The sequence below is a fragment of the Bradyrhizobium canariense genome (assembly GCF_019402665.1).
GTDB classification, from domain to species: domain Bacteria; phylum Pseudomonadota; class Alphaproteobacteria; order Rhizobiales; family Xanthobacteraceae; genus Bradyrhizobium; species Bradyrhizobium canariense.
In genome coordinates this window covers 111,912-133,586 of sequence record NZ_VSST01000012.1, presented here as the reverse complement: position 1 = coordinate 133,586, position 21,675 = coordinate 111,912, and the positions used below count along the sequence as shown (strand labels likewise).

At 63.5% G+C, this 21,675-nt stretch carries 21 protein-coding genes; 13 read left to right on the top strand and 8 right to left on the bottom strand.

Annotated elements, in window-relative coordinates; genetic code table 11:
• Positions 1 to 149: 149 nt before the first annotated feature.
• From FXB41_RS05370 to glpX, 3 genes are all read left to right on the top strand, one after another.
• On the top strand, positions 150 to 1,370 hold the full coding sequence (locus tag FXB41_RS05370) for an LL-diaminopimelate aminotransferase (RefSeq protein WP_018454429.1): 1,221 nt from the start codon (positions 150 to 152) through the stop codon (positions 1,368 to 1,370).
• Between the two features lie 29 nt (positions 1,371 to 1,399).
• Positions 1,400 to 2,716 (top strand): homoserine dehydrogenase, encoded by a 1,317-nt coding sequence (locus FXB41_RS05365; protein WP_007591523.1) that lies wholly within the window; start codon positions 1,400 to 1,402, stop codon positions 2,714 to 2,716.
• 138 nt (positions 2,717 to 2,854) lie between these two features.
• Positions 2,855 to 3,856 carry a class II fructose-bisphosphatase gene (gene glpX, locus FXB41_RS05360; RefSeq protein WP_007591522.1) on the top strand — a complete coding sequence of 334 codons (1,002 nt, stop codon included), beginning with the start codon at positions 2,855 to 2,857 and terminating at the stop codon, positions 3,854 to 3,856.
• Between the two features lie 91 nt (positions 3,857 to 3,947).
• Here glpX and FXB41_RS40515 read toward each other — a convergent pair whose 3' ends face one another.
• Together FXB41_RS40515 and FXB41_RS40510 are read right to left on the bottom strand one after the other, a co-directional pair.
• Entirely contained in the window at positions 3,948 to 4,631 is a 684-nt protein-coding gene (locus FXB41_RS40515) for a hypothetical protein (RefSeq protein ID WP_246648621.1), read from the bottom strand.
• Positions 4,632 to 4,721: 90 nt separating this feature from the next.
• Positions 4,722 to 4,997, bottom strand: a complete 276-nt coding sequence (locus FXB41_RS40510; protein ID WP_246648620.1) for a hypothetical protein — start codon at positions 4,995 to 4,997, stop codon at positions 4,722 to 4,724.
• Positions 4,998 to 5,308: 311 nt separating this feature from the next.
• On the opposite strand from FXB41_RS40510, the gene FXB41_RS05350 reads away from it, so the two are divergent.
• Entirely contained in the window at positions 5,309 to 6,037 is a 729-nt protein-coding gene (locus FXB41_RS05350) for a haloacid dehalogenase type II (RefSeq protein WP_219680299.1), read from the top strand.
• A gap of 30 nt (positions 6,038 to 6,067) precedes the next feature.
• On the opposite strand, the gene FXB41_RS05345 is transcribed toward FXB41_RS05350, so the two are convergent.
• From FXB41_RS05345 to FXB41_RS05335, 3 genes are all read right to left on the bottom strand, one after another.
• Positions 6,068 to 7,888: a peroxidase family protein gene (locus FXB41_RS05345; protein ID WP_219680296.1), complete on the bottom strand. Its 1,821-nt coding sequence runs from the start codon at positions 7,886 to 7,888 to the stop codon at positions 6,068 to 6,070.
• A 192-nt stretch (positions 7,889 to 8,080) separates the two neighbouring features.
• Entirely contained in the window at positions 8,081 to 9,052 is a 972-nt protein-coding gene (locus FXB41_RS05340; RefSeq protein WP_007591519.1) for an MBL fold metallo-hydrolase, read from the bottom strand.
• Between the two features lie 189 nt (positions 9,053 to 9,241).
• Positions 9,242 to 9,907, bottom strand: coding sequence for a GntR family transcriptional regulator (locus FXB41_RS05335; protein WP_246648619.1), 666 nt, complete (start codon positions 9,905 to 9,907; stop codon positions 9,242 to 9,244).
• A 117-nt stretch (positions 9,908 to 10,024) separates the two neighbouring features.
• On the opposite strand from FXB41_RS05335, the gene FXB41_RS05330 reads away from it, so the two are divergent.
• The 9 genes from FXB41_RS05330 (at position 10,025) to FXB41_RS05290 (ending at position 18,933) form a co-directional block, all read left to right on the top strand.
• On the top strand, positions 10,025 to 10,819 hold the full coding sequence (locus FXB41_RS05330; protein ID WP_219680291.1) for an enoyl-CoA hydratase/isomerase family protein: 795 nt from the start codon (positions 10,025 to 10,027) through the stop codon (positions 10,817 to 10,819).
• Positions 10,820 to 10,828: 9 nt separating this feature from the next.
• A complete protein-coding gene (locus tag FXB41_RS05325) occupies positions 10,829 to 12,088 on the top strand; it encodes a CaiB/BaiF CoA transferase family protein (protein WP_219680289.1) in 1,260 nt (419 codons plus the stop codon).
• A gap of 46 nt (positions 12,089 to 12,134) precedes the next feature.
• The gene (locus FXB41_RS05320; protein ID WP_007591514.1) at positions 12,135 to 13,127 is read left to right on the top strand and encodes a Bug family tripartite tricarboxylate transporter substrate binding protein; all 993 of its coding nucleotides are present in this window, start codon (positions 12,135 to 12,137) and stop codon (positions 13,125 to 13,127) included.
• A gap of 193 nt (positions 13,128 to 13,320) precedes the next feature.
• Positions 13,321 to 13,803 (top strand): tripartite tricarboxylate transporter TctB family protein, encoded by a 483-nt coding sequence (locus FXB41_RS05315; protein WP_035992756.1) that lies wholly within the window; start codon positions 13,321 to 13,323, stop codon positions 13,801 to 13,803.
• 11 nt (positions 13,804 to 13,814) lie between these two features.
• Complete coding sequence (locus FXB41_RS05310; RefSeq protein WP_219680287.1) at positions 13,815 to 15,377, top strand: tripartite tricarboxylate transporter permease; 1,563 nt, start codon at positions 13,815 to 13,817, stop codon at positions 15,375 to 15,377.
• A complete protein-coding gene (locus FXB41_RS05305; protein ID WP_219680285.1) occupies positions 15,374 to 16,378 on the top strand; it encodes a 4-hydroxythreonine-4-phosphate dehydrogenase PdxA in 1,005 nt (334 codons plus the stop codon). The genes FXB41_RS05310 and FXB41_RS05305 overlap by 4 nt, the downstream gene beginning before the upstream one ends.
• Before the next feature lie 137 nt (positions 16,379 to 16,515).
• A complete protein-coding gene (locus FXB41_RS05300) occupies positions 16,516 to 16,725 on the top strand; it encodes a hypothetical protein (RefSeq protein WP_007591507.1) in 210 nt (69 codons plus the stop codon).
• Between the two features lie 135 nt (positions 16,726 to 16,860).
• Positions 16,861 to 17,922, top strand: a complete 1,062-nt coding sequence (locus tag FXB41_RS05295; RefSeq protein ID WP_219680282.1) for a glycosyltransferase family 4 protein — start codon at positions 16,861 to 16,863, stop codon at positions 17,920 to 17,922.
• 12 nt (positions 17,923 to 17,934) lie between these two features.
• Positions 17,935 to 18,933 (top strand): L,D-transpeptidase family protein, encoded by a 999-nt coding sequence (locus FXB41_RS05290; RefSeq protein WP_219680279.1) that lies wholly within the window; start codon positions 17,935 to 17,937, stop codon positions 18,931 to 18,933.
• A gap of 41 nt (positions 18,934 to 18,974) precedes the next feature.
• Here the strand turns inward: FXB41_RS05290 and FXB41_RS05285 are convergent, their stop codons facing one another.
• The 3 genes from FXB41_RS05285 to FXB41_RS05275 form a co-directional block, all read right to left on the bottom strand.
• Positions 18,975 to 19,391, bottom strand: coding sequence for a cupin domain-containing protein (locus FXB41_RS05285; protein ID WP_007591502.1), 417 nt, complete (start codon positions 19,389 to 19,391; stop codon positions 18,975 to 18,977).
• Between the two features lie 10 nt (positions 19,392 to 19,401).
• A complete protein-coding gene (locus FXB41_RS05280) occupies positions 19,402 to 20,145 on the bottom strand; it encodes an SDR family oxidoreductase (protein WP_007591489.1) in 744 nt (247 codons plus the stop codon).
• A gap of 237 nt (positions 20,146 to 20,382) precedes the next feature.
• A complete protein-coding gene (locus tag FXB41_RS05275) occupies positions 20,383 to 21,396 on the bottom strand; it encodes a formylglycine-generating enzyme family protein (protein ID WP_219680276.1) in 1,014 nt (337 codons plus the stop codon).
• Positions 21,397 to 21,675 lie beyond the last annotated feature (279 nt).

Genomic DNA, 21,675 nt, shown 5'->3' with positions numbered 1-21,675 from the left:
GTCAGGGCGAACGACTTCAGTCAACGTCGTCGATAATTGCTCTAAGTATTTGATCTTGAGTAATTTTCGCGAAGGACGCGGGCGCCTTCCGCCTGGTCTTTATGGCCTGTCGATTCTGTCCTGACCGGTTGCCCGGAGCCGAGAGAGCCATGGAAGAGTTTTACCGCATCCGCCGCCTTCCGCCTTACGTATTCGAACAGGTCAACCGGGCCAAGGCAGCCGCGCGGAATGCCGGCGCCGACATCATCGACCTCGGCATGGGCAATCCGGACCTGCCGGCGCCGGCGCATGTGCTGGAGAAGCTGAAGGAGACGCTGGGCAAGCCGCGCACCGACCGCTACTCGGCCTCCCGCGGCATCCCCGGGCTGCGCCGGGCCCAGGCCGGCTACTACGCCCGCCGTTTCGGCGTGAAGCTCAATCCCGACACCCAGGTGGTGGCGACGCTCGGCTCCAAGGAGGGGTTTGCCAACGTGGCGCAGGCGATCACCGCGCCCGGCGACGTCATCCTCTGTCCCAATCCGAGCTACCCGATTCACGCCTTCGGCTTCTTGATGGCGGGCGGCGTGATCCGCTCGGTGCCCTCAGAGCCGACGCCGCAATTCTTCGAGGCGGTCGAGCGAGCGATCGTGCATTCGATCCCGAAGCCGCTGGCGCTCGTCGTCTGCTATCCTTCGAACCCGACCGCCTATGTTGCGAGCCTCGACTTCTACAAGGACCTGGTCGCGTTCGCGAAGAAGCACGAGATCCTGATCCTGTCCGATCTCGCTTATGCCGAGGTTTATTTCGACGAAAGCAACCCGCCGCCCTCGGTGCTCCAGGTGCCGGGCGCGATGGACGTCGCCGTCGAGTTCACCTCGATGTCGAAGACCTATTCGATGGCTGGCTGGCGCATGGGCTTCGCGGTCGGCAACGAGCGCGTGATTGCGGCACTCGGCCGCGTCAAATCCTATCTCGACTACGGTGCGTTCACGCCGATCCAGGTCGCAGCGACCGCCGCGCTGAACGGACCGGACGATTGCATCAAGGAGATGCGCGACACCTACCGCAAGCGGCGCGACGCGCTGGTGGAATCGTTCGGCCGTGCCGGCTGGGAGATCCCGCCGCCGGAGGCGTCGATGTTCGCCTGGGTGCCACTGCCGGAAGCCTTCCGCAGCGTCGGCAGCATGCAGTTCGCGACCCTGATGGTGGAGAAATCCGGTGTCGCGGTCTCGCCCGGCGTCGGCTTCGGCGAGCATGGTGAAGGATATGTCCGTATCGCCATGGTGGAAAACGAGCAACGGATCAGGCAGGCCGCGCGCGGCGTGCGCCGCTTCCTTGAAAGCGGCATCGAAACGTTGCACAACGTCGTTCCGCTCGCCACTCGGCGTTAAGTTCTCTTCCGCAGGTTTTCCAAGGCATCATGGTTGCACCCCTGAAAGTGGGCATAGCGGGGCTCGGCACCGTGGGCGCCGAAGTTGTCCGTCTGATTGAAACGCAGGCGCGCGTGCTTGCCGGCCGCAGCGGCCGCGGCATCCGCGTCGTCGCCGTCACCGCGCGCTCGAAGGCCAAGAAACGCGGCGTCGATCTGCGCGGCGTCGAGTGGGTCAAGGATCCGCTTGCCCTCGCCACGCATCCCGGCATCGACTGCTTCGTCGAGCTGATGGGGGGCTCCGGCGATCCCGCCTTGTCGGCGGTCGAGGCCGCGCTCGCTGCCGGTAAATCCGTCGTCACCGCCAACAAGGCGTTGCTGGCAAAGCACGGCCTCAAGCTGGCAAAGGCCGCCGAAAAGCACGGCGGCGCGCTGAATTTCGAGGCAGCCGTCGGCGCTGCGATCCCTGTCATCAAGACGTTACGCGAAGGCCTTGCCGGAACCGGCATCAACCGGGTCTACGGCATCCTCAACGGCACCTGCAATTACATCTTGACCCGGATGGAGCAGGAGGGCCTGTCCTTCGCCGAATGCCTGAAGGACGCGCAACGGCTCGGCTATGCCGAGGCCAATCCGTCCTTCGACGTCGACGGCCACGATACCGCGCAAAAGCTCGCCATTCTCGCCAGCCTCGCTTTCGGCACGAAAGTTGCTCAAAGCGCGGTGTATGTCGAAGGTATCTCCTCCATCGCGCCGGAAGATCTCCGTGCCGCTGACGATCTCGGTTACCGGCTCAAGCTCCTCGGCGTCGCGGTTCGCACCGCCAAGGGCATCGAGCAGCGCGTGCATCCGACCATGGTTCCGAAATCCTCGTCGATCGCACAGGTGATGGGTGTCACCAATGCGGTCACGATTGATGGCGAGGGCATCCCGCCGATCACGCTGGTCGGCCCCGGTGCCGGCGGCGCTGCGACCGCATCCGCCGTCGTGGCCGACATCGCCGACGTCGCGCGCGGCATTCGCGCCAATCCGTTCGGCCGGCCGATTTCGCAGCTGCGCGATACCAAGAAGGCGCCGATGGAGCGCCATGAGGGCGGCTACTACATCCGACTTCTGGCACGCGATTTCCCGGGCACCGCGGCTGCGATCGCGACGCGGCTTGCGGAGCAGAAGATTTCGATCGAGTCGATCGTGCAGCGCCATCCCAATGGCGGCGCTGCGCCGGCAGACGGCAAGGCGGTCCCGGTGCCCGTCATCCTCATCACCTATGCCACGCACGAGGACGCCGTGCGCCGCGCGCTCGCGGCCGTGCAGAAGGACAAGGTGATCAGTGGGCGACCCCAGGTCATCAGGATCGAGAAGAACTGAGCATGACCCGGAAAAGTGTGAAGCGGTTTTCCGGAAAGGTCATGCTCCAAGAATAAGACACGGTTCGAACGAACTGTGGGTGTTACGAGTTGATGCGACGGAGATGTCCGTCCAAAACTGTTTCGAAGGAGTGAGCCGATGTCGACCCATATTTCAGTCCCGCCGCAAGCGTTGCTCGAGCGCATTCTCACGCTGGAGATCGTGCGTGTGACGGAGCGGGCGGCGGTGTCTTCGGCGCGTCTGCGCGGGCACGGCAACGAGAAGGCGGCCGACCAGGCCGCGGTGGACGCGATGCGGCGCGAGCTCAACAAGCTCCCGATCGAGGGCACCATCGTCATTGGCGAGGGTGAGCGCGACGAGGCGCCGATGCTCTTCATCGGCGAGAAGGTCGGCATGAACGCCGGCCCGCAGGTCGACATCGCCGTCGATCCGCTCGAAGGCACCACGCTGTGCGCCAAGAACATGCCGGGCTCGATCGCCACCATGGCGATGGCCGACGGCGGCACGCTGCTGCACGCGCCCGACGTCTACATGCAGAAGCTCGCGATCGGTCCCGGCTATGACAAGGGCGTCGTCGAGCTCGATGCGACACCGGCCGAAAACGTCCACCGCCTCGCCAAGGCCAAGGGCGTCAAGCCTGACGGCATCACCGTTCTCGTGCTCGACCGGCCGCGCCATGCCAGCATCATCGAGAGCGTACGCTCGACCGGCGCCGCCGTGCGCCTGATCACCGACGGCGACGTCGCCGGCGTGATCCACTGCGCCGACCCCGACAATACCGGCGTCGACATGTATCTCGGCACCGGCGGCGCGCCGGAAGGCGTGCTCGCGGCCGTGGCGCTGCGCTGCATCGGCGGCCAGATGCAGTGCCGTCTCATCCTCGACTCCGAAGAGAAGCGCGAACGCGCCGCCAAGATGGGCGTCAACGATCCCAAGATGATCTACGGCATCGAGGACATGGCGCGCGGCGACTGCCTGTTTGCCGCCACCGGCGTCACCACGGGCTCGCTGCTGTCAGGCGTCAAATTCCGCAAGGACGGCGTGATCGAGACCGAGACGGTGGTGATGCGTTCCGTCACCGGCACCGTGCGCTACATCAAGGCCGAGCATCGCGAACTGGCGAAGTTCCATTTGGACTAGTGTCAGCGACGTCCGCCTGCGTTCGTTCGGCGAATTTAGCCGGACGTCGTCGCATACAGCACCAGGATGGACATGATCCATCGCCTGTCTACTAAGGGCTGCGCGGCGCGGCCGGCATGAACAAGAACGCATCGCGCAAGGTCAGAGCGAGTTGGAGCGCTTTTTGGAGCTCACCAACTTCCTCAGCCCAAGGCAGCAAAAAAGCCCTCGCTGACGCAATGTCTCCGCTCGCGAGCGCGCGGCGCGCATTCGTGTCCGCCTCGGCATAGGCGTCGGTCGCGAGCATTTTGGACAGCTCTTGCGATACGCCGCCATCGAGGATTTCCAGGCGAGCTTCCGATACGTAGTGATCTGGCCGCAGCTCTATCAGGTTCTCTGACTTCGCCGGATCGAAAAGCCCGACCTTGCCCAGCATGATCAGAAGCGGGTGATTTCGCGCGAGAGATGACGGAATGATCTGGTAGGTCTTGAGCCTTCCAGCTCGGTCTTGAAGAGAAAAGAACGAAATGACCGGCCCGATCCGAAAGCGCGAGTTGCGGTGGAGCACCGCAACGTGACCGATGTTCTCGTCATCGTCTTTGTACACCGTCCCGCTCTCGATGTTTTTGTCGAGGCCATTTGCAATCAAATAGGACGAAGCGTTGGCAACACGAAGCGTGACGCCGCGTTGGTCGAGTCCGTCCACCTCAAATTCGATCTCGCGTCCGATGAATGCGGACAGTCCGACCGTATAGGCTCCGACGGTCTCTCCGGAACGGAAGGGAATGATTTCCATCCACGATCCGAACGGATGATCCGGAAACGGCTCGAACGAGCGGCGTGACTGCTCGAGCCACATCTCGGGCGAGCGGCCCACATTGCCGCGCTAGACGACGCCGAGACAGCCGGGAAGTGCTTCAAGCACGGCGCCGACAAAGGCAGTCGTAAGGCGCACACTCTCGGCGAACCCAAGCGCTTTCGTTTCTGAGTTGTCTTCGGCGGAGCCCATTGTCGCGACGACGAGGTGCGCGCGGTGGCGGCCGGCGGCGTGGAAAGCCTCCGGCCATACCCAGGAGGCTCGCTGCCATAGCTGCTGATCGTAGGGCATGGGTGCGGGCATCAAGAGGATGGTCATGAGATGATCGCCGACGCGGATGAACATCGGACCGTCGGTATCGTTACTTGGTGCGACTGGGCTGCGGTCCCACCGCAAGCCAGGATGACGAACGCGTAACGTCTCGATTAAAGATGCCTCGTCCGGAAGGCGGGCATCCTCAAGCAATATACATGCAACAGGGATGGTGGTCATGACAGATGCGCTGCACCCCGACTGGTTGAGACCCGTCACTTTGTTCATCTTGCGCGTGTTTGATGTGCGGGACTAGCGCTATTGTTGCACGGAAAGGATCATGCTTTAAAGCCTTTCATCTGAGACGAAGCCAGCCGGGGCGCGGAAAATCCGCGAAGCGAAACATGACCACGACATCCGATCTCTCCGCCGTCAAAGCCCTCGTCTTCGACGTGTTCGGCACAGTCGTCGACTGGCGCACCAGCCTGATCACGGACTTCATGTGGTGGGCGAAGGGCCGCGGCATCTCCGCCGACTGGACCGCACTCGTCGACGGCTGGCGCGGCATGTACATGGCCTCGATGGATGACGTGCGCAAACATCCCGAGCGCGGCTATGTCATGCTCGATGATCTGCATCGCCGCTCGCTGGAAAAGCTGGTCGCGCAATTTTCGATTCCAGGCCTGACCGAAGCCGATCTCGATCACCTCACCAGGGGCTGGCACCGCCTGTATCCGTGGCCCGACAGTGTCGCGGGCCTGACGCGGCTGAAGACGAAATTCGTGATCTCGCCGCTGTCAAACGGCAATGTCGCGCTGCTCACCAACATGGCGAAGTTCGCAGGGCTTCCCTGGGACCTCATCATGTCGGCCGAGCTGTTCGAGCACTACAAGCCCGATCCCGAAACCTATCTCGGCGCCGCGCGCCTGCTCGGCCTCAAGCCGGAAGAGGTGATGATGGTCGCCGCCCACAACGGCGATCTCGCTGCCGCGCAGAAGAACGGGCTGAAGACGGCTTTCGTGGCGCGACCGACCGAATACGGTCCGCTCCAGAAGGTCGATTTCGAGGCCACCGGCAATTGGGACATCGTCGCCAGGGATTTTGGCGGAATCGCCGACAAGCTCGGGTGCTAAGGTGGCTGCGACTTTGCAGAGGGCCAAGGCTCAGCCTCGCAGCACGTTCCACGGGGCGAAGGCGTTGTTGACGCCCTCGAGCGCCGGTCCGAGTTGCGGCACATGCCGCAGCAGCACCGATTTCATTCCGTTGTTGTGGATCCAGTCCAGACCGAAATTGGTGTAGACTTCCGCCCGGTAGTCATCGGTGAAGAACCGGTCGCTCTTGAGACGCCGCGATGCCATCAGGATGAAAATGCGGAAGGCGGTATCGCTGAAGCCAAAACCATCCGGCAGGTCCTCGGCCAATAGTCCGACCATCAGATCAACGCGATCGACGTCGCCCTTGTAGATCGCGCGCATCTTCCTGGCCGCGCCGGGGATGCTGGTGATTTCCTCGAATGTGTTGACCCGCTTCTTGCCGACCAGTTCGCGAAACCGATTGTAGCGCGGCACGCCGCGCTCGCGATCGCGCATGATATCGATGGCGGCCACGTCCAGCAACGGCTGGCCGTCTTTCGTGAACTGGCGCAGGAAGTTGGGAAAATTGTGGAGGCGAATGGCGCCGGGATGAGCGGTGCCGAAGGAGTGGAGCAGGTTGGCGAAGCCGTGAGTCTGCATGAACTTGCGGGAGGCGGGGCCCTGCATATGGACCAAATCGCTAGGGGTAATCTCTGCGCTATCGAGCCGCCGTACATCCATCTTTTCGGGGATCAGCGGGTGCAGGCGGTACACGGCGGTGAATTCCTCCGTCATCGCGTACGGCGCGCTGTGCTGATCCGTCGGAGAGCCGATGATACCAAAGGCGGCTTCGCTGTCCTTGCCGAGCACCGCGCGCAGCACCCGGCACGGGATCCCCGACCAGTTGGCGTGCATGCTGAAGTCCAGTGCGGGATGGCCGAGGATGCCTGGCGTCCATTCGACGGTGTGGATCTTGGCGATCAGGGCTGCGTTGATCAGGCGCGCATGCTGGAATAGCGCCTCGTCGTTCCAGGTCGGATACCGCGTCTTCAAGCCGTCGCAGATGACATTGTGCTCGCGTGCAAAGAGGTTGTGCAGCAGGCTGAGCCCCACCCACCAATTGTCATTGAAGCCGGTGAGATCGGCGCCCGGATGGACTGGATCGGCTGGAAGCATCCCATCATCGCCGACAGCGATCTTCCCATCTGCCCCGGAACGGATCTGCATCTGCCTCGCGCGGTCGCTGCCGTAGATCTGTCCGGCGTCCCACCAGTGCGAGTTGAGGTTGCGGAACGTGGGAGTCGCGCCGAGCCATGGTTCACGTGGCGTCTCGTCGCAAACGGTCCGACGGATCTTCATGCAGCCGTCGATCCGCTGATCCGCTGGCCATTCGTCGTTTGGCTTCAGCGGAATCTTGAACTCGTTTCCCGACTTAGGGGACCCATGGCTGAACCAATTATGGGTTTCGAACTGGATCCAGGCGGCGGCCAGCAGATTGAGGCTGGTCGCGGGAATGAATTCGCGGCGCGCCAGCAATTCCTCCGAGATCAAGCGCGGACTGGGTTCGAGCAGGTCGTCCAGGCTGCCCGGTACACATTCGGGCAGCGCGAAATTGCGTCCGAACCGGGCGCCAGCCATCCCCATGCGCGGATGGTCGAGGCTGTTGAACGAGCCGTCGGCGGAACGCCAGCGGTCATTGCCCGTGCTCCAGCGAGGCGATGTCGTGCCGTAGCCGGTATGGTGCAGATTGTGCTCACGCAGCCGGTCGCGGAACGCCGAGAGATTGGCAGCTCCGAGCAGGGTCGGCAGTTTGTCCCATGTGACAAAGAAGTTGACGGCCCGATAGACAACATCCGGGACCCATTGGAGCCGGTCACGATGGAAGACAAAACCATCGTTCTCGCGGGACATTGACGCTCCCAAACAATTCACGTCAATAAATGCGATCTGCAATTAGTAGCTGTAGTTCAATAACACCAAAATGTCCGCCTGCCAACGCCGCCGGAGACATTGCGGATTGCAATTGCTTGCCGGTCAGCCGGACAGCGGTGATCGTTCGGACGGCCCGGGCGGCGCGTGCGCCACCCGGACCTGATCCGCCGATTACAACGTCATCTGCATCGGTTCGGGATAATAGTGGAATCCTTCGCCGGCCTTGGCAACATGGCCATAGCCCGGCCAGGCGAAGTGATAGGACATCACGGGCGTCTTGTTCGCCGCAAGCATAGTCAGCAGCTTGACGCGCGACTCGGCCGCCTGCTTCGGGTCGGTGTCGTAGGAGAATTCCATCCGCGGCCGCTCGAGCAGCAGAACGGGATGGTGCGAGAGGTCGCCCATGAAGGCGAAGGACTTGCCGGCCGACGAGACCATGAAGATGGTATGGCCGACGGTGTGACCGGGCGCTGCGATCGCCTGAACGCCGGGCAGGAATTCCTGGCCATCCTTGAAGAACACGATGCGGTCGCGCACCGGCAGCAGGTTCTTGCGGGCGTGAACGACGAAATCCTTGGCGTCGCTGCCGAGCTTGCCTTCGTCGGTCCAGAAGTCGAAATCGGTCTGCGAGATGTAGATCTGCGCGTTCGGAAACAGCGGCTTGCCGCCGTCGTCCACGATGCCGCCGATGTGGTCGATATGCGCATGCGAGCAGACCACCGCATCGATGTCCCCAGGCTTGATGCCTGCCTCGGTCATGCTCTTCTGCTGCCGGCCGGTGGTGGCGCCGAACATCTTCGAGCTGCCCATGCCGGTATCGAACAGAATGAGCTTGTCGCCGGTGTTGACGATCGGCGAGTTCTGTTCGAGCACGACATTGTCCGGCGACAGGAAATTGTCGACAAGCATCTTCTTCACCTCTTCCTTGGGAACGCCGGTGAAGGTCCCGGAGGGGTCGCCGAGCGGCAGCGGTCCGTCGGAGACGATGGTGACTTCGGCATCGCCGAGAACGAAGCGGTGCCAGTAAGGCGTCTGGGTGCCGAGCTTGGGAGCGCGCGCCATCGCGCTGCTGCCGAGCATTGCGCTGGCACCAAGGCCAGCCCCGAGAGCGAACAAGGATCGACGTGAGACATCGATTGTCATGCGTTTCCTCCGCTTTTGTCTTTTGTTTTGCGCAATTGTTTGCGCGTTACATTCGGCCCGCGCCGATCGCCTCGCGTCAGCACGATCCGACCGCACGGCTGAATGCAATCAATGATTGTGTCGCGATTGTGTCTCTTGACCGCGCGTTGTAGGGGGCCGCGAGTTTCTTTCTGCGTCGCGAATGCCGTCTCACGCAATCCGCGGCACCAGGTCACTGCCTTCCGTTTCAGCAAAGCCCGCCTGCAAAACCTCTTCGCGCTTGTGGCGTAGATGCGCGCGCAGGATATGGGCGAGGCCGACGCCGTCGCGCCTCTGCAGTGCGTTCAGGATGGCATCGTGCTCCTTCACGGCGACCGCCCAGCGCTCGGGCGTCATCGGCGTGACATAACGCGCGCGCCGGATGCGCGCGGTCACCGACGCATACAGCCCTGCAAGCACCGGGTTTCCGGCCGCAGCGACGATGCCTTCGTGAATGGCGCGGTTGCCGCGATAGTACTGGATGAGATCGCGCTCGCGATAATGCCGCACCATGTCCGCGTGCGCGGCGGCGATCGCGGCGATCTCGGCGTCCATGATGCGCTCGCAGGCGAGCTCGCCGGCGAGCGCCTCGAGACCCTGGCAGACCTCGAAGAGGTCGCGCATGTCCTTGTCGGTCAGTTTTGCGGCGCGCGAACCGCGATGCGGCAAAAGCTGCACGAGCCCTTCGGCGGCGAGCACCTTGAGCGCCTCGCGTAGCGGCGTGCGCGATATCTGAAGCCGCTCGCACAGCTCGCGCTCGGGAATCCGCGCGCCGGGCGGGATTTCGCCGTCGAGCAGGATGGCCCGGATGCGGCCGACGACTTCCTCATGGAGCATGGGTCTGAAGTCCATTTGAATGCAAAAATGAAGCTATATGCGAATTAATGCAAGTTCCAGCTTGTAAATCGATCATTTTGCATTCAAAAATGTAGAAAAGCAGAAGGACATGAGGAAATGGACCAGCAGGTGGTGGCGGAAGACCTCGTTTTCGAGCGCCAGGACGGTATCGGGCGGATCACCTTCAACCGCCCGCAGGCGCGCAATGCCTTCACCTTCGCGATGTACGAGCGGCTCGCCGCGATCTGCGAGGAGATCAACGACGATCACGCGATCAAGGTGCTGGTGCTGCGCGGGGCCGGCGACAAGGCCTTTGCCGCGGGCACCGACATCAATCAGTTCCGCGATTTCAAGTCGCCGCAGGACGCGATCGACTACGAAAACCGCATCGATCGGGTCCTGACCACGCTCGAGCAATGCCGCGTGCCGACGATAGCAGCGATCAACGGGTTCTGCACCGGCGGCGGCGCGGGCATCGCCGCGGCCTGTGATCTCCGCATCGGCACCCAAAGCGCGAAAATCGGCTTTCCTATTGCCCGCACGCTCGGCAATTGCCTGTCGATGTCCAATGTCAGTCGTCTCACCGCGCTGATCGGCGCTGCCCGCGTCAAGGATCTGATCTTCACCGCGCGCCTCGTCGACGCGACGGAGGCGGCCAGTGTCGGGCTGCTCGGCGAGGTCGTCGAGGATCTTACCGCGCTCGACAGGCGCGCCGACGAGGTTGCCCGATTGCTTGCCAGCCACGCGCCGCTGACGCTGAATGCGACCAAACAGGCCGTGGCGCGTCTGCAAAGGCGGCTGACGCCGGACGAGGGCGAGGACCTCATCCTGATGTGCTACACGAGCCAGGATTTTCGCGAAGGGCTCGATGCTTTCCTCACCAAGCGCGCGCCGCAATGGCGCGGCCAATAGGACGCCCCGATGCAAAGCGATCGCTCGCAATCAACCTCCGGCCGTTCGGGGCCGCTTGCCGGCCTCAAGGTCATCGATCTCACCCATGTCATGGCGGGGCCGACCTGCACTTTGATGCTGGCCGACATGGGCGCCGACGTGATCAAGATCGAGAAATCGCCGAACGGTGACGACACCCGCCATTCGGTGCCGCCGAAGATTGGCGACGAGGCGGCCTCCTTCCTGATGATGAACCGCAACAAGCGTGGCATCGTGCTGGATCTGAAGACCGAGGGCGGCAAGCAGGTGTTGCGGCGGCTGATCGCGGGCGCCGACGTGCTGGTCGAGAATTTTGCGCCGGGCGCCATGGAGCGCCTCGGCTTCGGCTACGAAGACCTGCACAAGCAGCATCCAACGCTGATCTATTGCTCGCTGTCGGGCTTCGGCCGCACCGGACCCTACAAGCACCGCCGCGGCTTCGATCTGGTCGCCCAGGCGATGAGCGGCATCATGAGCTTTACCGGCGAACGTCCCGATGGTCCGCCGGTGAAATGCGGCCCGCCGCTGTCCGACATCACCGCCGGCCTGCTGGCGAGCATGGGCATCCTCGCGGCCTACACGCACCGTCTCAAGACCGGCGAAGGGCAGTGGGTCGAGACCTCGCTCTATGAGGCCGCGCTGGTGCAGACCTACTGGCAATCCACGATAGCGCTGGCCGCTGGCACTGCGCCGCGTGCGATGGGTTCGGCCCATCCGCTCAACGCGCCGTACCAGGCCTTCGAGGCCTCGGACGGCTGGCTGGTGGTCGGCGGCGCCAACAAGAAGCACTGGCTGTTGATGCTGGAAGCCCTCGGTGCGAGCGAACTCGCCTCCGATCCGCGCTTCGTCACCGGGGCCGACCGCATGGCCAATCTGAAGGAGCTCGAAGCTGTCCTGAGCGAGCGCTTTCGCACCCGGACGCGGGCGCACTGGCTCGCTGCGCTGGACGAGAAGGGCGTGCCGTGCGGACCCGTGCACGACATGCTGGAGGCGCTTCGCGATCCGCAGACGCTGGCGCGCGAGATGGTCGTCGAGGTCGAGCATTCCACGCTCGGACCCGTGAAGACGATCGGCTTGCCGGTCAAGTTTTCGGAGACCCCGGGCAAAGTGCGCACGGGCGCGCCGGTCTACGGTGAGCATACAAGCGAGGTGCTGGTCGAGCACGGGTTCGACCAGAAGCAGATCGAAGCGCTCGAAAAAGAAGGCGCAATCGTCCTGGCATCAGGAAGACGCGAGGAACGCGTCGCCTGACCGGACGTCGAAAACAACAAGATACAAAAATCAGCTGGAGGACATCATGGGTCGGACGTCAACACTTCTGCTCTCCGCCGCCGCAATTGTGCTCGCCGGCACGATGCCGGCGCTCAGTGCCTGGCAACCGCAAAAGCCGATCGAGTTCGTAGCGACCGCCGGGCCCGGCGGCGGCACCGACAATCTCGCGCGCGCCGTGCAGAACATCATCACCAAGCACAAGCTGGTGGAGCAGCCGATCGTCGTCGTCAACAAAGGGGGCGGCAGCGGCGCGGAAGGCTATGTCTACGGCAAGGCGTCCGCCGGCGATCCCTACAAGGTGATCTTCGGCACGTCGAATGCCTGGCAGCAGCCGCTCGTCTCCAAGGTCGCCTTCAACTACACCGATCTCACTGCGATCGCGGCGATGGCGCAGGACGAGTTCCTGCTCTGGGTCAAGCAGGACGCGCCCTACAAGACGGCGGGCGACTATCTGAAGGCGGCCGCCTCGGGCGAATTCAAGATGGGTGGCGCGCAGTCGAAGGATACCGACGAGGTGCTGACCCGCATGATCGAGAAAGCCGGCCACATCAAGCTGACCTACATCCCCTTCAAGAGCGGCGCAGAGACTGCCGTGCAGCTCGCCGGCGGACACCTCGACTCCCACGTCAACAATCCCAGCGAAAGTCTCGGGCAATGGCGCGGTGGAACGCAACGACCGCTTTGCGTTTTCAGCCCGAAGCGGCTGCCGCAGGGCGCCAAGGTCACCGCGACCGAAGGCTGGGGCGACGTTCCGACCTGCGTCGAGCAGGGCCTCGACATCAAGCAATATGAGCAACCGCGGACGGTGTGGCTCCCCGGCAAGGTCACCCCGGACCAGGCCGCGTTCTATGTCGACCTCATGAAGAAGGTGCAGGCGACGCCGGACTGGAAGGACTACATCGAGAAAACCTCCCAGGTCGACACGTTCCTGACTGGCGCCGAACTCGACAAGTTCATCAAGGAGGACCTCGAGCACGTCAAGCAGGTCGCGGGCGAGCAGGGCTGGTTGGTCAAGTGAGGCGGCCGATGGCGTTCGATCGCGCAGCCGAGTTCAACCACCGTCCTCATCCTGAGGAGCCCGCCGCAGGCGGGCGTCTCGAAGGATGGCCGGGGATGGGATGTCGTCCGGAGCCGTCCTTCGAGACGCGCGCCAAAGCGCGCTCCTCAGGACGAGGACTGAGCAAACATCTGGCGCTTCGCTGGAGCGGCCCATGATCTCGCGCCGCGCCCTCGAACTTGCGACCGCCGTTCTCACCGGCAGCTTTGGTGTGGCCGTCGTCGTCTCCAGTCTCGATAACGGCATCGGCTGGTCAAGCGCGGGCGTGGACGCCGGCACGTTCCCGTTCCTGACCGGGATCATCATCGTGCTCGGGAGCTTCTACAACCTGGTGCGCGGTTTGATGCCGGTTGCGTCACTGGCGAACGTCCCCATCGCCATCACATCGATCGAGCTGCGCCGGCTTGCCGGCCTGTTCGTGCCGGCCGCGATTTTCGTGGCTGCGATTCCGTTGGCCGGGATGTACGTCGCCTCAGCCCTGTACATCTTCGCGGTGCTGGCGATCCCCAGACAACAATCCGTGCCGCGCGCGCTTGGCATGGCGGCGGCGACAGCGCTCGCGCTCTACGTCGTGTTCGAGCGCATGTTCCAGGTGAGCTTGCCGCACGGCGCGCTCGCCGCGGCGTTCGGCTTCTGACGGAGAGGCCGATGGACAACCTCGGAGAACTCCTTCACGGCTTTGGCATCGCGATCACGCTGCCGCATCTGGCGCTGATGGTGATCGGCGTGCTGCTCGGCATTCTCGTCGGCGTGCTGCCTGGGCTGGGTGCTCCGAACGGGGTGTCGCTGCTGCTGCCGCTGACCTTCGGCATGCAGCCGGTCTCTGCCATCATCCTGCTCTCCAGCATGTATTGGGGCGCGCTGTTCGGCGGGTCCGTGACCTCGATCCTGTTCAACATCCCGGGCGAGCCGTCGTCTGTCGCCACCACCTTCGACGGCTACCCGATGGCGCGCGATGGACGTCCGACGACAGCGCTCGCCACCGCCTTTGGCTCGGCGGCATTCGGCGCGCTGATCGGCGTCATCCTGATCACCTTCCTCGCATCGTGGGTCGCGCAGGTCGCACTCGCCTTCGGGCCGGCGGAATATTTTGCAGTCTATTTCCTGGCCTTCGCCAGCTTCGTCGGCATGGGCGGGGCGGCGCCGATCAAGACCGTCGTCGCACTGGCGATCGGCTTCGCCATTGCCGCCATCGGCATCGACACTGTCTCCGGCAGCGTGCGCCTCACGATGGGCGTCGACGAGCTGGTCAAGGGCGTGAACTTCGTCGTCGCGGTGATGGGCCTGTTCGGCATCGGCGAGCTGCTCGTCGCCGTCGAGGAAGAGTTTCATGCCCGCGCAGTCTCGTCGAAGATAGAGTGGCGCGAGGTGTTTCGTGCCGTCGGCCGCCTGCCGCGACATAGCGTTGCGCTGCTGCGGAGCGCGGCCATCGGATGCTGGATGGGGATCACGCCTGGCGGCCCGACTGCGGCGTCGTTCATGAGCTACGGCATCGCCCGACGCTTCTCGCGCCGTGGCCGATACTTCGGCACGGGAGAGGTCGAAGGCATCATCTCGCCGGAGACGGCCGATCATGCCGCCGGCACCAGCGCGCTTTTGCCCATGCTCTCGCTCGGCATTCCCGGCTCGGCCACCGCGGCCGTCATGATGGGCGGGCTCATGATCTGGGGCCTCAATCCCGGGCCGATGCTGTTCGTCGACCAAAAGGACTTTGTCTGGGGCATGATTGCGTCGATGTATGTCGGCAACATCGTCGCCGTTGTGCTGGTGCTGCTGACCGTGCCGGTCTTTGCGGCGCTGATGCGGATTCCCTTCGTGATCATCGCGCCGCTGATCGTGATCATCTGCGTTGTCGGCGCCTATTCGGTGTCGAACTCCTATCTCGATGTCGTCATGATGCTCGGCTTCGGGATCGTCGGCTATCTCTTCAAGAAGCTGTTCTATCCGCTGGCGCCACTCGTGCTCGCGATCGTCATCGGCGACAAGGCCGAGGACGCGTTCCGGCAGTCGATGCTGATGTCCAAGGGATCGCTCGGGATATTCTTCGCCAACAAGCTGGTGACATGCCTGATCGTGGCGGGCATCGTGCTGTTGCTGCTTCCGCTCGTGCTGCAGCTTGCGCGCTTGCTGCGCAAGCCTGCGCCGTCGATCCACGAGACGACAGTCCAGAACACAGCTCGAGAGACCGCTCGAGAGAAGGTGATCATATGACCGCAAAGCCGCTCATTGCACTGGCAATGGGAGATCCCGCTGGCATCAGCCCGGAATTGACCGCAAAGCTCGTGGTGCAGGACGACATCCGCGCCCGCGGCCGGATCGTCGTGATCGGCGACCGGCGCGTCTTCGACCAGGGCGCGCGGATTGCCGGCGTCAAGCCGGAGCTGACCATGGTGGAGCAGGGGGCCGATTTGCGCGCGGCGGAGGGCGAGACGCTCTTCGTCGATCTCGGGCACCTCGATCCCGGCGAGGTCCAGCAGGGGATCGCGAGCCTCGCCGGCGGCAAGTTCGCGCTTGCCAACTACAAGCACGCGCTCGAACTCGGCCGCGACGGCCGGGTCGATGCCGCCTGCTTTACGCCGTTCAACAAGCAGGCGATGCGGCTGGCCCGCGCCGAGTATGACGATGAGATCGCGTTCTCCGCCGAAGTGGTCGGACTCAAAACTCCCGCAAGCGAGTTCAATGTGCTGGACCGGCTCTGGAATGCCCGCGTGACGTCCCACATCCCGCTCAAGGACGTCGCCGCGCGACTGTCCGGCGAACGTATCCATCGCGCGCTCAAGCTGACTGATGCCTGCATGCGCAATGCCGGCTTCGCCCGGCCGCGCATCGCGGTCGCCGGTCTCAATCCGCATGCCGGCGACGGCGGTAATTTCGGCCGCGAGGAGATCGATGTCATCGCACCCGTGGTCGCGGCCGGCCAGCGCGAGGGCATTGCCGCCGAAGGGCCGTTCCCGGCCGACACCGTGTTCCTGCGCGCCAAAAGCGGCGCCTTCGATGCAGTGCTGACGATGTATCACGACCAGGGCCAGATCGCGATGAAGCTGATGGGCTTTGATCGCGGCGTGACGTTGCTCGGCGGCTTTCCATTTCCGATCTGCACGCCGGCGCACGGCACTGCCTACGACATCGCCGGCCAAGGCATTGCATCAGTCGGTGCCAGTCGTGCCGCGGTGTTGCTCGCCGCGGAGATGGCCGTGCGTCGCGTCGCCTGATTTCTCCGACGGGGAGGTGGGCGCCTGCTTGTGTCTGCGGTGGCCGCGCAGTTTCGGACTTTCCGGGAAGAAGTGGAAACTTCCGTCCTCGTAACGAGTTGCCGTCGCATGAACGTCTCCAATCTCGGAGTTGGAACATGGTCGACGACGACCCGCTACGAACGGCGGTGGATATTGCTTGGTCCGTTTACCGCGCCCGGCATCGCCACGTCGATGCCGCGGATAGTCGTCGCTGCCTGCTTGAGCGTCATCTGCAAGGGAGATGGAAAGCGCGCGGGAGCGATGCCGAAGAACTCACGCAATTCGGGATTGCCTTCCTCGATCGGCTTCCTGACGACGAATGTTGAGGCTCATGGAAGGGCTCGTCTGCCGGGTCGCGGCCGCAAGTGCCAGGCCGAATTGGACGCTGCTCGCGATTTCGAACCTTCTGTCCGCCGCGATCATTCTGGTCGTGCGTGCGGCGGTTTAACGGGTAGCCTCTCATGCGCATCGCTCAGATTGCTCCCCTCGCCGAAAGCGTCCCTCCGAAACTTTACGGCGGCACCGAGCGGGTAGTGGCCTGGCTGGTGGATGGGCTGGTCGAGCTCGGCCACGAGGTCACGCTGTTTGCGAGCGGCGATTCCAGGACGAATGGTGCGCTTCATCCGGTTTGGCCACGCGCGCTGCGTCTCGGGCGGAAGGGGGCGGACCCGACGGCCGCGAGCGCCATGCTGATGGAGGCGATTGCAAGGCGTGCGAAGGAGTTCGACGTGATCCACGCGCATGTCGACTGGCTGTCGTTGCCGTTGCTCAGCCGTCTCGGCGTGCCGTTCCTCACGACCATGCACGGTCGCCTCGACTTGCCCGGGCTACCCGACGTAGCCAGGCAATTCCCTGAAGCATGCTTTGTGTCGATTTCCGATCATCAGCGCCTGCCGCTTCCCGATGCGAAATGGATCGGAACCATCCAGCACGGGCTGCCGTCCAACCTGTTTCGTCCGTCCTACGAACAGGGGTCCTATTTGGCGTTTCTCGGGCGTCTCACCGCAGACAAAGGTCCGGAAGACGCCATTCGCATCGCACGTGCGGTCCAGATGCCCCTCCGCATCGCCGCGAAGGTCCCCCGCGCCGAGACAGCCTACTTCAGGAAGCACATCGAGCCCAACATCGACGGTAAGAACATCCAGCTTGTTGGTGAAGTCGATGACGCGGAGAAACAGCCCTTCCTTGCCGAAGCCGCTGCGCTGTTGTTTCCGATCGACTGGCCGGAGCCGTTTGGGCTGGTCATGATCGAAGCGATGGCATGCGGAACCCCGGTGATCGCCTATCGCTCCGGCTCTGTCCCCGAAGTCGTCGAGCACGGATTGACAGGCTTCATCGTCGAGAACGAGGAGCAGGCCGTCAGGGCAGTCGGCGAATTGGGCAAGCTGGATCGAAGGAAGGTGCGCGCCCGCTTCGAGGAGCGCTTTTCCGCGAGCCGAATGGCGAGGCAGTACGAAGACCAGTACCGCAAACTGGCTGCCGCCGCGGCTCGGGAGTTGATCACTGAACCGTCGGAAACGTGAAAGGACCCGGCGATGTCGCTCGGAAAAGCGGGGCAGATTTGCATCTTTCTGGTCTTCGCTCTGGCTGCGCCGCCGGCGTTCGCCGCGGAGATCGACGCCGCTGCCATCAAGGTCGCTGAGCCGTCGAAGAAAACCCTGTCGAACGATAAGCCGACCGCGGCGGGTGTCCGGTTGCAGGTCCTGCTGGACCGCGCGCACTTCTCGCCCGGCGAGATCGACGGCAGGTTCGGCGAGAACGCCAAAAAGGCGTTGCGGGCCTATGCCGAAGCGCGGCAGCTGCCGGTTTCGGACACCGTGACGGACGATGTCTGGACCGCGTTACGGGCGGACGACCGGCCGGTGACGATGACCTATGCCATCACCGAGCAGGACGTGGCGGGTCCTTTCCTGAAAAAGCTGCCGTCGAAGATGGAGGACATGATGGAGCTTACAAAGCTAGGCTTCACCAGTGCGCGCGAGGCCCTGGCCGAGAAATTTCACATGAGCGAGCAGCTCCTGGCCGCGCTCAACTCCGGGCGCCATTTCGATCGCGCCGGCGACACCATCGTCGTGGTGGACACATCAGGCGCAGGCGAGGGCATCTCCACCAAGGCCGACAGGATCGAGGTCGACAAGGTCAGGCAGACTGTAAAACTGTTCGACAAATCGAATGCGCTGATCGGATTTTATCCCGCGACGGTCGGCAGCGAAGAGAAGCCGTCGCCTTCAGGCACGCTCAAGGTCACGGAAGTCAGCCGAAATCCGTACTATCGCTACAATCCCGCTTATCGTTTCAAGGGCGTCCATTCCCGCAAGCCCTTCACCATCAAGCCCGGCCCGAACAATCCGGTCGGCACGGTCTGGATCAACCTGTCTGCCGAGGGCTACGGCATTCACGGCACGCCTTCGCCGGAGAAGATTTCCAAGGCGGAATCTCACGGCTGCGTGCGTCTGACCAATTGGGATGCCGAGCGCGTCGCCGGCCGTGTCTCGAAAGGCACGCCGGTGGCATTCGTGGGCAGCCCCGGATGAACGAACGCCTCGAGGTGGCAACGCCGCTCGCCGATTGTGCGCTATTTCGGGATCGGCATCGTCAGCTCCTTGTCGGCCGTATCCACCACGAAGACAGCCAGCAATTTTGCGGGTTCGGTGTCGCTGGCATTGGCGCTGACGGCATGACGGTCGCCGGGTTTTTCAGAGAAGTTCTCGCCCTTGTGAAAGACCTTGGCGGGGCCGTCATTGACCTGACTGCGGATCGCGCCTTCCAGGACGGTGGCGTAGATGAAAGCCGAGGGCGCGTGGATGTGGGCCGGCGAGGAGCCTCCGGGACCATACTCGACCAGCACGCCTTTCATGCTCTTCCCCGGGACATTGGGCAGCGCCTGGTCGAACACGACGGTCACCTTGGCCGTGGGGGCCGCCGTCTCGGCGGCATGGGCCGTCAGGAATGATGCGGCATAGACAGCGGTTGCGATCAGCAATTTGCGCATGGGAGTCTCCTCAAAGCCTCGCGAGCCATGTTGCGAGCGACGTTTTGCCGAGCCGCGCCTCGCCGAGAGGGTTCAGCGATGTGTCGTCGATGGGAGCGCCGTAGTACGGCGCCTTTGGGTCTCCCACCACGGGTCGAGCGTCGCCGGACGCCTTCAGGCGCCGTGCGATGAATTCGTTGAAGGGCGCCTTCTCAGGTCCTGCGATATCGATCGTGCCGTTGAGCGGCTGGCCCATCGCGACCTCTGCGAGGCGATCAGCCACGTCGTCGGCCGCGATGGGTTGAAACAATGCCGTGGGAACGACGATCCGGCCCTCGGCCGCACCCATGTCACCGATGGCGCTGAGGAATTCGAAGAACTGGGTGGCGCGGACGATCGAATAGGGGACCGGAGATGCCTTGACGATGGTCTCCTGCGCCAGCTTGGCACGAAAATAGGCGATGTCGGGCGAGCGCTCGGTCCCGACGATCGAGAGCGCCACATGATGCTTCACGGCCGCAGCCGCCTCGGTCGCAGCGAGGTTTTTGCTCGAACGCTCGAAGAATTCAAGCACGGCGGCAGGCTCCCAGGACGGCGCGTTGGCAACGTCAACCACGACATCCGCACCCGCCAGCACTGCTGCGAGGCCTTCCCCGGTCACGGCGTTCACGCCTGACTTCGGCGAAGCCGCAACAGCGTCGTGGCCTTGTTGCTTGAGCTTCGTTACGAGCTTGGATCCGATCAATCCGGTCCCGCCGATCACGACGATCTTCATGGCCTATCTCCTCGGCACGTTGCGAGCGCGAGCCTTTCAGGATCGACGGCGCCCGCGTCGCGAAAGCGATGAGGCGACTCTTACCGGGGAAATGGGGCAGGCTCTTGCCTGTAACCGGCCTGCCTTGTCCAAAAATGCTGAAGACGTCTGTCCAATCGCCGATAGATAAAGTTGCGTATCGAAATAGTCCGACGCACGGAGCGCACCGCTGACGCCGGCATCCGCCAGCGGCGCTCGCTAGATTGCAGCACGTCCTTCTCGTTGGCGTTCGGTTACAGACGGCATTCGCACCACGCAGCGGAACCCGACATGGCCGGTCGAGGTATCGACCGGCTCGGCGTGCCGCGCAGCCGGGCGATATCGGCGGCAATAGTTCGGCGCGCAAAGATGCGAGCCGCCCTTGAGGACCCTGCGCGGAATCTGGATGTCGGGGAGGCGAGGGTCGTAGCTTGTGTGCTCACCGCCGCCGCGGGGATTTTTGGGGATGCAGCAGGGCTTTGCAGCGTCGGCGGCGTGCTTCGACGACCACCAGTCGGAGGTCCACTCCCAGACGTTGCCGATCATGTCGTAGAGACCGTAGCCGTTCGGCGGGAAGGCCATGACCGGCGAGGTACGCTCGTACCCATCCTCGCCGAGATTCTGGACGGGGAAGTTGCCCTGCCAGATATTGGCCATGTGCTTGCCGCCCGGCACCAGCGCATCGCCCCAGGCGTATTCCTCCGCCTCGAGGCCGCCACGCGCGGCGAACTCCCACTCCGCCTCCGTCGGCAAGTCCTTGCCGGCCCAGTGGGCATACGCTGCCGCATCGCTAAAGGAGACGTGAACGACCGGATGGTCGTCGAGGTCCTTGATGTTGCTGCCGGGACCATAGGGATGGCGCCAGTTGGCGCCGCGCAGGAAAGTCCACCACTGGCTCCAGTCGGTGAGATCGGTGATGCGCGGCGGCGGGGAGAACACCAGCGATCCCGCGTAGAGCATCTTCGCCAGCGCGCCCGGATAGTCCTTCGGATCCGGAACGACCTGCGCCTCGGTGACATGGCCGGTTGCGTTGACGAACTGCTTGAACTGCCGGTTAGTCACGGGCGTGCGGTCGATCCAGAAGCCGTCGACAGCGACGCGATGGCTCGGCGCTTCCTCGGGATAATGATGGTCGGATCCCATGCGAAAGGTTCCGCCGGGAATGAAGACCATCTCGCCGGTCTTCAAATCATCCGGCAACCACTCGCAGTGATCCAGATCCGCTCGCAACATGGTGGAAGCTCCGATACCCGCATTCCACCCGATGCTACTGCGCTACCTCTGGCAGACTTCGACGATGGCTCCTTGTCCGGCCCATTGGACGCATTGTCTGGTCCCCCACTTTTTTGGCGCTCCGGGCAGAGGAGGACGCTGCATTGCGTCCACATCTCTTTCCTTTGCACGCACGTCTTCGAACACGCGGCAAATCCATGCCGCGTGCGCTCTGCCACCCGCAGAACGCTTCCGCTTAATATCGCTAAGGTTGCAAATGATACCCGAAGATTGGACGGC

Coding starts and splice junctions, on each gene's coding strand:
- FXB41_RS05370 (WP_018454429.1), top strand. CDS start 150: ATGGAAGAGTTTTACCGCATCCGCCGCCTTCCGCCTTACGTATTCGAA.
- FXB41_RS05365 (WP_007591523.1), top strand. CDS start 1,400: ATGGTTGCACCCCTGAAAGTGGGCATAGCGGGGCTCGGCACCGTGGGC.
- glpX (WP_007591522.1), top strand. CDS start 2,855: ATGTCGACCCATATTTCAGTCCCGCCGCAAGCGTTGCTCGAGCGCATT.
- FXB41_RS40515 (WP_246648621.1), bottom strand. CDS start 4,631: ATGGAAATCATTCCCTTCCGTTCCGGAGAGACCGTCGGAGCCTATACG.
- FXB41_RS40510 (WP_246648620.1), bottom strand. CDS start 4,997: ATGTTCATCCGCGTCGGCGATCATCTCATGACCATCCTCTTGATGCCC.
- FXB41_RS05350 (WP_219680299.1), top strand. CDS start 5,309: ATGACCACGACATCCGATCTCTCCGCCGTCAAAGCCCTCGTCTTCGAC.
- FXB41_RS05345 (WP_219680296.1), bottom strand. CDS start 7,888: ATGTCCCGCGAGAACGATGGTTTTGTCTTCCATCGTGACCGGCTCCAA.
- FXB41_RS05340 (WP_007591519.1), bottom strand. CDS start 9,052: ATGACAATCGATGTCTCACGTCGATCCTTGTTCGCTCTCGGGGCTGGC.
- FXB41_RS05335 (WP_246648619.1), bottom strand. CDS start 9,907: ATGCTCCATGAGGAAGTCGTCGGCCGCATCCGGGCCATCCTGCTCGAC.
- FXB41_RS05330 (WP_219680291.1), top strand. CDS start 10,025: ATGGACCAGCAGGTGGTGGCGGAAGACCTCGTTTTCGAGCGCCAGGAC.
- FXB41_RS05325 (WP_219680289.1), top strand. CDS start 10,829: ATGCAAAGCGATCGCTCGCAATCAACCTCCGGCCGTTCGGGGCCGCTT.
- FXB41_RS05320 (WP_007591514.1), top strand. CDS start 12,135: ATGGGTCGGACGTCAACACTTCTGCTCTCCGCCGCCGCAATTGTGCTC.
- FXB41_RS05315 (WP_035992756.1), top strand. CDS start 13,321: ATGATCTCGCGCCGCGCCCTCGAACTTGCGACCGCCGTTCTCACCGGC.
- FXB41_RS05310 (WP_219680287.1), top strand. CDS start 13,815: ATGGACAACCTCGGAGAACTCCTTCACGGCTTTGGCATCGCGATCACG.
- FXB41_RS05305 (WP_219680285.1), top strand. CDS start 15,374: ATGACCGCAAAGCCGCTCATTGCACTGGCAATGGGAGATCCCGCTGGC.
- FXB41_RS05300 (WP_007591507.1), top strand. CDS start 16,516: ATGGTCGACGACGACCCGCTACGAACGGCGGTGGATATTGCTTGGTCC.
- FXB41_RS05295 (WP_219680282.1), top strand. CDS start 16,861: ATGCGCATCGCTCAGATTGCTCCCCTCGCCGAAAGCGTCCCTCCGAAA.
- FXB41_RS05290 (WP_219680279.1), top strand. CDS start 17,935: ATGTCGCTCGGAAAAGCGGGGCAGATTTGCATCTTTCTGGTCTTCGCT.
- FXB41_RS05285 (WP_007591502.1), bottom strand. CDS start 19,391: ATGCGCAAATTGCTGATCGCAACCGCTGTCTATGCCGCATCATTCCTG.
- FXB41_RS05280 (WP_007591489.1), bottom strand. CDS start 20,145: ATGAAGATCGTCGTGATCGGCGGGACCGGATTGATCGGATCCAAGCTC.
- FXB41_RS05275 (WP_219680276.1), bottom strand. CDS start 21,396: ATGTTGCGAGCGGATCTGGATCACTGCGAGTGGTTGCCGGATGATTTG.